We start from the raw sequence: 7,859 nt of genomic DNA on the forward strand, positions 1-7,859 counted from the left end.
CGAAAACTATCCACCGATGGACGCAGATTCACGCAGATAAAAAAGAGCTTCGTCTTATCTGTATTAAATCTGCGTCTATCTGCGTTGATCTGCGGATAAATTCTTATTTTTCAGCGGCGCCGCAGGATGACGCTACCAGCCGAATAGCCGGCGCCAAAGCCGCAGAGGACGCCGACATCGCCGGCCGCGAGGTCGTCCGAGAACTTGTGGAACACGATCATCGGCGACGCCGAACTGGTGTTGCCGTACTCGGCCAGCACCGATGGCATCTCGCCGTTTTCCGGCGCGCGCCCGAATACGCGCTTGGCGATCAGCGTGTTCATATTGATGTTGGCCTGGTGCAGCCACAGCCGCTTGATGTCGCCGGCATCCAGATCGTGTTCGCCGACATGGTTGACGATCATCTCGGCGACCATCGGCCCCACTTCCTTGAACACGCGCCGTCCGTTCTGGACGAACAGCCGGTCGGCCGGCGGGCGCGGCTCGGTCTCGGACCGGTTGAGAAAACCGAAGTTGTTGCGGATGTTGTTGGAAAATCGGGTCGATAATCGGGTGCCGAGCACCTCGAAACCGCGATCGGCCGGCGCATCGTCGACGTGCTCGATCAGCGCCGCGGTCGCCACATCGCCGAAGATGAAATGGCTGTCGCGATCGCGAAAATTCAGGTGCGCCGAGCAAATTTCGGGATTGACCATCAGCACCCGCCGCGCGCTGCCCGAATTGATCATATCGGCCGCGGTCTGGATACCGAACGACGCCGAGGCGCAGGCTACATTCAGATCGAAACCGTAACGGCCGCCGCCGAGAAACTCCTGTACTTCCACCGCCAGCGCCGGATACGGCCGCGGCAGATTGGAACAGGCCACCAGGATCGCGTCGATGTCTTCGGGCGCGCGGCCCGCCGCTTCGAGGCAGGGCCGGATCGCGGCCAGCGCCATCTCGCATTGAATCGACGGCTCGTCGTTGGACCGCGTGCGAATACGCGGGTGCATGATCTCGGGGTCGAGAATGCCCGCCTTGTCGACCACGTAGCGGCTTTCGATGCCCGATGCCTTGGTGATGAAGTCGCTGTTCGAGTGCGACAGGGGCGCCACGCGCCCGGCCGCGATATCGTCGGCGTGCGCCTGGTTGTAAATATCCACATAGGCATTGAAAGACGCCACGAGTTCATCGTTGGAAATCGCCTCGTCCGGCGTGTACAGCCCGGAGGCCGTCAGAACGACATTGCTCACCGCAGCTCCTATCCTTGGGGTTCGACCATGATTAGATTCCGACAATTCCGGCAATTCTGGCCGGTGCGAGCCCCGGCCACAACCGCGGCTCGTTTAGCCGCCGTTACCCGTGCATTCCGGTATCGGCTAACGCGCGGTTGATGAACGGGTCGACATCGACTTCATGGCGCACCGAAAGATGCGACCCGTGGTACCACTGCAGGGCCGGTTCATCCCAGTGGCGCCATAGCGCCAGCGGTTGTTCGGGCGCGATAAGCTGATCCGCCGTGGCGGCGAAGATGAAGCGCCGCTCGCGCGCCACCCGCGGTTTCGCCACCAACGGCGAAACCGGCGCCAGACGCGTGCCCACGGCGGCGGCGCTCAGTCCGCGCGCTTCCAAATAGCGCGCGTGCGCGGTCGGCAGATGCTGCCACAGCGTGGCTGGGATGTCGGTCATCGGGATGCCGGCGATCACACAGGCCAGATCGGGTTCGTGCGCTGCCAGCAGTGCGGCATGATAGCCGCCGAGGCTGTAACCGAGCACGCCGATGCGCGCATCCGGATCGATTGCGCGGATCCAAGCGATGCAGCCGCGCAGATCGACCAGCGATTGCGCCTGGGCATGCATCAGGTCGGCAAACGGGCCGTCCAGGAACAATCCGCCGGTTAGCGGCGTGGCCCGGCGGACGCCGTGCAGCGGCAGAATCGGCATCATCAGGTTCAAACCGCGCCGCGCATGCAGCCGGCCCACGTCGAACAACTGAAAATCCAGCCCGGCGACGCCCATGCGATAGCCGTGAATGCACAACAGCCACGGCCGGCCCGCGCCGTTGCCGTGGCGCAACACGCGCGCGGCCATGGTGCGGTTGCGCGCATGCGCCTGCCAGCGCTCGATGCCCGGCAGCGCCGGATCGGGGGTATAGCGCGAAGCCGCGGTCAGCCATTCGTAGTCGATGCCGAGCGTACGCGCGCGCTCGATGCGCGGCGCCTCGAACGGCCCGACAGGCCCATGCAGCCGCTCCGGGCACGCCAGCCAATCGCGCTCGTCGGCCGTCGCGCCGATCGCCTCGAGTTCGGCGATATCGGTTTCCACCGCCGCCCCATGCGGCACCCGCGCACAGTTGACGAAAAAACCCAACAGCGCGGCGTCGGCGGCTATCTTGGCCAGCACTTTCAATTGCGCGGTCGGCGGCGAGACATCGGCGGGCACCGGATGCTGGATGCGCAGCGCCCAGCCGGCGACGATGAACGCCGCCGCTCCACCGACGATCAGCGTGATGCACGCGATCCAGCCGAGCCAATATCCCAGGATCAGCGCCAACAGCGAGCTCACCGGCCCGGCCAACGCCATGTGGTAACAGAGCTGACGATCGCCGGCCCAAAACAGTTGGCCGGCGCCGGTCGCAATCAATACGACGCCCGGCACGCTGCCGACCACGGCCACCGCCCAATTGGCCTGCCACGCGGCCGCCAGCCAGCCCAGGCCGACCGCGACCACGATCGCCGCCGACTTGAACCGGCGCGGCTGCCAGCGCATCGGCGAGGGATCGGGCAACGGCTGCATATCAGCGCTGCGACAGGCCGTCGTGGAGCGCCGCGGCGCCCCCGATGCCGGGCTCGGTGCCGATCAGCAGGCGGACGCCGGCTCCGGCCGGGCTCGCTACCCGGTTCGCCAATACGGCGAGGGTGAGAACCACCCGATTGGCGAACGAAACGAACTTCAGAAGTCGACCTTGCGCCCCGGCGCACCGTTACATTTCCGCATGGCATAGTAGCCCGCCACCCGAATCGGCGTCCATCGATGAACGACACCCGCGGCGTACCCCGCGTCGTCTTCGCCCACGGCAAGGAAAGCGGCCCCGGGGCTCGAAAATTCGGCATCTGGCCGCGTGCATCGATTCATCGGTCAGCGTTTTGCGACGCAGCTAATGCGCTGTCTCGCTGCGCGCGAAGCGCACTGACGGCCTCGCGCACCAGCGCCGGGCCGCGATAGATCAGCCCCGTGTAGAGCTGGACGGCGCAAGCGCCGGCCGCGATCTTGGCCGCGGCATCGGCGCCGCTCATGATGCCGCCCACGCCGATGATGGGAATATCGTCGCCCAGACGCGCCTTGAGGGCGGCGATCACCCGATTGGAGGCGGCGCGCACCGGCCGTCCGCTCACGCCGCCGGCCTGTTCGCGCCAGGCCGGCGGCAGAGCGTCGCGCGCGGTGGTTGTATTGGTCGCGATCACGCCGTCGATCCGGTGATGGCGCAGACGGGCGACGATCGCGTCCACGCCGGCCTCGTCCAGATCCGGCGCGATCTTGAGCGCCAGCGGCACATAGCGGCCGCGCATGTCTGCCCATCGGTTCCGCTCGGCGACCACGGCCGTCAGCAAGCCATCGAGCGCATCCGCACCCTGCCAGTCGCGCAGCCCCGCCGTGTTGGGCGACGACACATTGAGCGTGACGTAGTGGGCCCGGTCGTAGACCGCGGCCAGCGCCGACGTATAGTCGGCCACCGCCCGCTCGGCGGGCGTGGCTTTATTCTTGCCGATATTGACGCCCACGATACCGCCGAAGCGCGCTCGCGCCAGGTTCGCGGCCAAAGCCTCGGCGCCGGCATTGTTGAACCCGAACCGATTGAGCAGCGCGCGCTGCTCGGGCAGGCGGAACAGCCGCGGCCGGTCGTTACCCGGCTGCGGTTCGGGCGTGACCGTGCCGACCTCGACGAAACCGAAGCCGAGCGCGCCCAACCCGTCGATATGGGCCGCGTCCTTGTCCAGTCCGGCGGCCAAGCCGACCGGATTGGGCAGCGTCAGCCCCATGACGGTGGTTGGCAGCGACGGTATACGCGCGCCGTAGAGCCTGTTCGCGGCCGGGGCCATCCGCGACAGCCAGTCGAGAGTCAGTGCATGGGCGCGTTCAGGCTCCAGCCGAAAAAGCGCGGGGCGAATCAGCGAATACATGGCATCCGAAGCGAGAGCGAAACTTTAATGCGAAAACCTGGCCGATCAGAGCCCAGAGCCCTACATAGGCGGCCGCAAAGCGTCTTTTAGTACGTTGTCGTCTCGTAATTTCCGTACTACGTTATGGCCACTGCCCGGCATCGCATGCAAAGTTACCGAGGGCAAGGCAGCCAGGCGTATGACGTGCAGGTGATCAAGATGATGGTTCTTGGCGTAATAAACGTCCACAGCAGCCGGGTGGCGCTGGAGATGGGATTTTATATCCCAGATTTTCGGCAGGAAAAAAGAACGACGATACATTCGAAGAATCTCTTTTTTCCAGCGTCCATCCCGGTATCGGATGCGTGACCAGGGCGATATAAATGTCTGGGGCGAAAAAACGACGGCTTTAGTGGCACCGATGAGCGGCGCGAACAGCATCGACGCAAAACCTCCCATCGACCCGCCCACGCACATGACCTGGTCGGGATTAACTTCCTGGATTTCTCGCTTTAATAACGCGGTCGTTTCGGGAATGTTGCTTGTTTGATTCTGCAGACCCGCTTGATACCAGGCCTGCTTAAGATCGCGAACGAATATTTTATCCGCATCCAGAATCCGAGCCGCGTTATAAAATTCAAACGGCGGTATTTCCACACCGTTGCTGATGCCGCCAAAGAAAATATATAGGCACTTGGAGCCCCGATAATCCCGCTCTATTGCCGAATGCATCATTATTCGCCAGTGTGAAGCCAAACCCCGGGCCAACACGGCCGAGACAGGCTATAAACGAAGAGACGAAATCTATCACTAGTCGCCCCGCAAGGCGGCAAGATACCTTACTTGACCTCGAGCTGAAGCGCTGCATCGATTGACTGGCGCCGACCCGGCTGCGTTTGTGCCGCTGTCATCGAGCCCACGTGAAAATGCCGCCACGGCATAACAAAAAGCACGTAAAATAACGATAAACCGCGCTAGACAGTTGCCTTCATTGACCTCTGACAGCCTCGAAAATACAACGCTTAACCGGCACGGGCGGGCTTCGCGGATCAGTGTGGCACCCATGATGGACTGGACCACTCCGGCCCAGCGCTATTTCATGCGCCGCATCACGCGCCATGCGCTGTTGTATACGGAGATGGTGACCACGGCCGCGCTTATCCACGGCGATACGGCGCGCTTTCTGGCGCATCATGCCGACGAACATCCACTGGCGCTGCAACTCGGCGGCAGCGCGCCCGCCGCCATGGCGCGCTGCGCCGAACTGGCCGAAAATGCCGGCTTCGACGAGGTGAATATCAATGTCGGCTGCCCGTCCGATCGGGTCCAGAACGGCGCCTTCGGCGCCTGCATGATGGGCGAGCCGCAGCGTATCGCCGACTGCGTGGCCGCCATGAAGGCGCGTGTTTCGATCCCGGTGACGGTCAAGACGCGCATCGGCATCGACCATCGGGACAGCTACGAATTTCTCTACGACTTCGCCGCGCGCGTGGCCGCCGCGGGCGCGGATCGGCTGATCGTGCACGCCCGCAAGGCCTGGCTGTCGGGGCTCTCCCCGAAACAGAACCGCGAGGTGCCGCCGCTGGATTATGCGCGTGTCCATCGGCTGGCCGCGGATTTTCCGGACCTCCCGATGTCGATCAACGGCGGCATCGTGGATTTGGACACGGCTGCCGAACAGCTCGAACACGTCGACGGTGTGATGATCGGCCGCGAGGCCTATCGCAACCCCTATTCGATGGCCGGGATCGATGCGCGCTTTTTCGACGACGACGCGCCCGCGCCCTCGCGCTTCGAAGTGGTCGAGTCGATGCGCGACTACATCGGCCGCCATCTGGCTACCGGTGGCGCGCTGAAGAACGTCACCCGGCATATGCTCGGCCTGTTTCATGCCCAGCCGGGCGGCCGCGCCTGGCGGCGTGTGCTGTCCGAACAGGGCGGCCGGCCCGGCGCCGGGCTCGAGGTCATCGACGCGGCGCTGGCTCGCGTCACCCCGGCGGAGCGGATCCCGGCATAGGCAAGCCGGACCGGTTGGCGCACAATAGCCGTTTTTGCGCGGAGCCTTTGTCATGGTGATCTTCAAGACCAATCTCGGCGACATCCATATTGATGTCGACGAACACAACGCGCCGATCACGGCCGAAAATTTTCTGGCCTATGTGCGCGACGGCTTCTACGACGGCGTGATCTTCCATCGCGTGATTCCGGGTTTCGTGATCCAGGGCGGCGGTTTCGACGAGGGCTTCAATCAGAAGTCGACGCGCGCGCCGATCGAAAACGAATCCACCAACGGCCTGGACAACGAACGCGGCACGCTGTCGATGGCCCGCACGCAGGACCCGCATTCGGCCACCTCGCAATTCTTCATCAATCTTGAAGACAACGAGGCCCTCAACAATATGGGCGCGCGGCCCGGCTACGCCGTATTCGGCCGCGTGGTCGAGGGCATGGCAGTGGTCGATGAAATCGCCCAGGTCTCGACGGGCTCACACGGCATGCATCAGGACGTGCCGCAGGAAACGGTCCGGATCGAATCGGCTGAAATCGCCTGATTCGCGTCGTCGTTGTCCGCGACCCATTTCATCGCCGATCTGCATCTGGTCGACGACCACGCACCGGCCGCGCGCCGGCTCGCCGGTTATCTCGCCGGCCCGGCGCGCGACGCCGATGCGCTATACGTGCTGGGCGATCTGTTCGATGTCTGGATCGGCGATGACGGCTCGACCGCCCGCCACGCGGCCACGCTCGACGCTTTTCGCGCGCTCGCCGATACCGGCGTGCCGATATACTTCATGCGCGGCAATCGGGATTTCGCGGTCGGCCCCACCTTCGAGGCGCGATCCCGGCTGCGAATCATCGACGATCCCACGGTGCTGACGCTGTACGGCGTCCCCACCCTGCTCGCCCACGGCGATGTGTTCTGTAGCGATGATGTGGCGCATCAGCTGTTTCGCGCCAAATACACCGACGCCCGCTGGCGCGAGCGGCGCCTCGCCCTGCCCCTATGGCTGCGCCGCGTCGTCGCCCGGCGCGCGCGGCGGCGCTCGGCGGCGGCCAAGACGACAAAACCGGCGTACATCATGGATGTGAATCGGACCACCGTGGCGGCCATGGCGGCCGAATACGATGTCGCGCGCATCATCCACGGGCACACCCACCGCCCCGCGGACCACGACGACGGCATTGCGCGTCACGTCCTGGCCGATTGGCGCCCCGACCGGGCCGAGGTGCTCGTCGTCGACCGGAATGGGATTCGACGCGCTCCGCTGGGCGCCGGCGGCGGGTTCGCATAAGACAACGCGACCCCCGCGCACGCCCCGGGTGAGCCGTACCGAAGCACGCGGCGGACCTTTAATTACCTACCGAATTTCAGGCCGTGTGCTTGCCGGGCCGATACCGTCAGTTCGCTCCTGAAATTACGTGAGCAAACGGTGGAGTATCGGATGCGCAAATACCCAGTATAAGACAAAAGTCTCACCTAAAAGCTTGTCCGGTTTAATTGGACACCGGAACAAGAAATTCGCTTATTTTTTATTATAAATATTACTAATCAATAGCTTATGTAATTTCTCAACCAATCGACCGAGGTCGCTTCATACGCTCTATGATTTATTGACCATTCGGTCAAACTCACTTAGTTTGACCTTACGGTCAAAGTGATACATCCGTGCTGCTTTGTGTTTTCGCAGGATGAGCGTCGGGTATCCGATATGCGTATCA

Annotated in this window: 8 protein-coding genes; 3 read left to right on the plus strand and 5 right to left on the minus strand. The window is 63.5% G+C overall.

Annotated elements, in window-relative coordinates; all coding sequences use genetic code 11:
* Nucleotides 1-110: 110 nt before the first annotated feature.
* The 5 genes from VFJ08_RS09280 to VFJ08_RS09300 all read right to left on the minus strand — a co-directional run bounded on the left by VFJ08_RS09280 (nt 111) and on the right by VFJ08_RS09300 (nt 4,874).
* Nucleotides 111-1,232, minus strand: coding sequence for a beta-ketoacyl-ACP synthase III (locus VFJ08_RS09280; protein ID WP_324996918.1), 1,122 nt, complete (start codon nt 1,230-1,232; stop codon nt 111-113).
* A 103-nt stretch (nt 1,233-1,335) separates the two neighbouring features.
* Nucleotides 1,336-2,775: an alpha/beta hydrolase family protein gene (locus VFJ08_RS09285; RefSeq protein WP_324996919.1), complete on the minus strand. Its 1,440-nt coding sequence runs from the start codon at nt 2,773-2,775 to the stop codon at nt 1,336-1,338.
* A gap of 1 nt (nt 2,776) precedes the next feature.
* Nucleotides 2,777-2,908, minus strand: a complete 132-nt coding sequence (locus tag VFJ08_RS09290) for a hypothetical protein (RefSeq protein ID WP_324996920.1) — start codon at nt 2,906-2,908, stop codon at nt 2,777-2,779.
* A gap of 202 nt (nt 2,909-3,110) precedes the next feature.
* The gene (locus VFJ08_RS09295; protein WP_324996921.1) at nt 3,111-4,160 is read right to left on the minus strand and encodes a quinone-dependent dihydroorotate dehydrogenase; all 1,050 of its coding nucleotides are present in this window, start codon (nt 4,158-4,160) and stop codon (nt 3,111-3,113) included.
* Nucleotides 4,161-4,220: 60 nt separating this feature from the next.
* A complete protein-coding gene (locus VFJ08_RS09300) occupies nt 4,221-4,874 on the minus strand; it encodes a hypothetical protein (protein WP_324996922.1) in 654 nt (217 codons plus the stop codon).
* Nucleotides 4,875-5,130: 256 nt separating this feature from the next.
* Between VFJ08_RS09300 and dusA the strand changes: the two genes are divergently transcribed.
* Genes dusA through VFJ08_RS09315 form a run of 3 tightly spaced genes read left to right on the plus strand, consistent with a single transcriptional unit; the run spans nt 5,131 to nt 7,432 of the window.
* On the plus strand, nt 5,131-6,156 hold the full coding sequence (gene dusA, locus VFJ08_RS09305; RefSeq protein WP_324996923.1) for a tRNA dihydrouridine(20/20a) synthase DusA: 1,026 nt from the start codon (nt 5,131-5,133) through the stop codon (nt 6,154-6,156).
* A gap of 52 nt (nt 6,157-6,208) precedes the next feature.
* A complete protein-coding gene (locus VFJ08_RS09310; RefSeq protein ID WP_324996924.1) occupies nt 6,209-6,691 on the plus strand; it encodes a peptidylprolyl isomerase in 483 nt (160 codons plus the stop codon).
* Nucleotides 6,692-6,703: 12 nt separating this feature from the next.
* A complete protein-coding gene (locus tag VFJ08_RS09315; protein ID WP_324996925.1) occupies nt 6,704-7,432 on the plus strand; it encodes a UDP-2,3-diacylglucosamine diphosphatase in 729 nt (242 codons plus the stop codon).
* Nucleotides 7,433-7,859: the final 427 nt, after the last annotated feature.

Source organism: Salinisphaera sp. (assembly GCF_035690525.1).
GTDB lineage: Bacteria > Pseudomonadota > Gammaproteobacteria > Nevskiales > Salinisphaeraceae > Salinisphaera.

What these genes read in the sequence shown, in the direction of transcription:
- VFJ08_RS09295 (WP_324996921.1), bottom strand. Translation starts at nt 4,160, where the DNA reads ATGTATTCGCTGATTCGCCCCGCGCTTTTTCGGCTGGAGCCTGAACGC.
- VFJ08_RS09285 (WP_324996919.1), bottom strand. Translation starts at nt 2,775, where the DNA reads ATGCAGCCGTTGCCCGATCCCTCGCCGATGCGCTGGCAGCCGCGCCGG.
- VFJ08_RS09300 (WP_324996922.1), bottom strand. Translation starts at nt 4,874, where the DNA reads ATGATGCATTCGGCAATAGAGCGGGATTATCGGGGCTCCAAGTGCCTA.
- VFJ08_RS09310 (WP_324996924.1), top strand. Translation starts at nt 6,209, where the DNA reads ATGGTGATCTTCAAGACCAATCTCGGCGACATCCATATTGATGTCGAC.